Annotated in this window: 1 pseudogene; it reads left to right on the plus strand. The window is 41.4% G+C overall.

What is annotated here, in order from left to right:
• Window positions 1-383, plus strand: a pseudogene (locus HC175_RS17175) (ribonuclease Y); the annotation flags it as partial.
• Window positions 384-532: the final 149 nt, after the last annotated feature.

Genomic DNA, 532 nt, shown 5'->3' on the forward strand with positions numbered 1-532 from the left:
GTGAAAAACCTGATGTTTGCAACGCGATTGGAGCTCACCACGACGAGATAGAAATGAATTCATTATTGTCTCCTATAGTGCAGGTATGTGATGCGATTAGCGGAGCGAGACCGGGCGCCAGAAGACAGGTTCTTGATTCATACATTCAGAGATTGAAGGATCTTGAAGATATCGCATTTGGTTTTGGAGGCGTGAAGAAAGCTTATGCGATCCAGGCGGGTAGAGAATTACGTGTGATCGTGGAAAGTGAAAAAGTCAGTGATGATAAGGCAGCAAATTTGTCTTTTGAAATTTCTCAAAAGATCCAGACAGATATGACCTATCCGGGGCAGGTGAAAGTGACGGTGATACGTGAGACCCGCGCAGTGAATATTGCAAAATAGAAATTAAAACAAAGAAATACTTAAAACCCGCTTCAGCAGTGAAGCGGGTTTTGTTTTTAGGTGGGTTATAAACTTCTAAAAATTCAGGAATGTTGTACATGTTTCTTAACTTGTAGGTATGAAGAGGAAAACTGTCCTGGTCATTATCT

This window comes from Salinimicrobium oceani, from assembly GCF_012037645.1.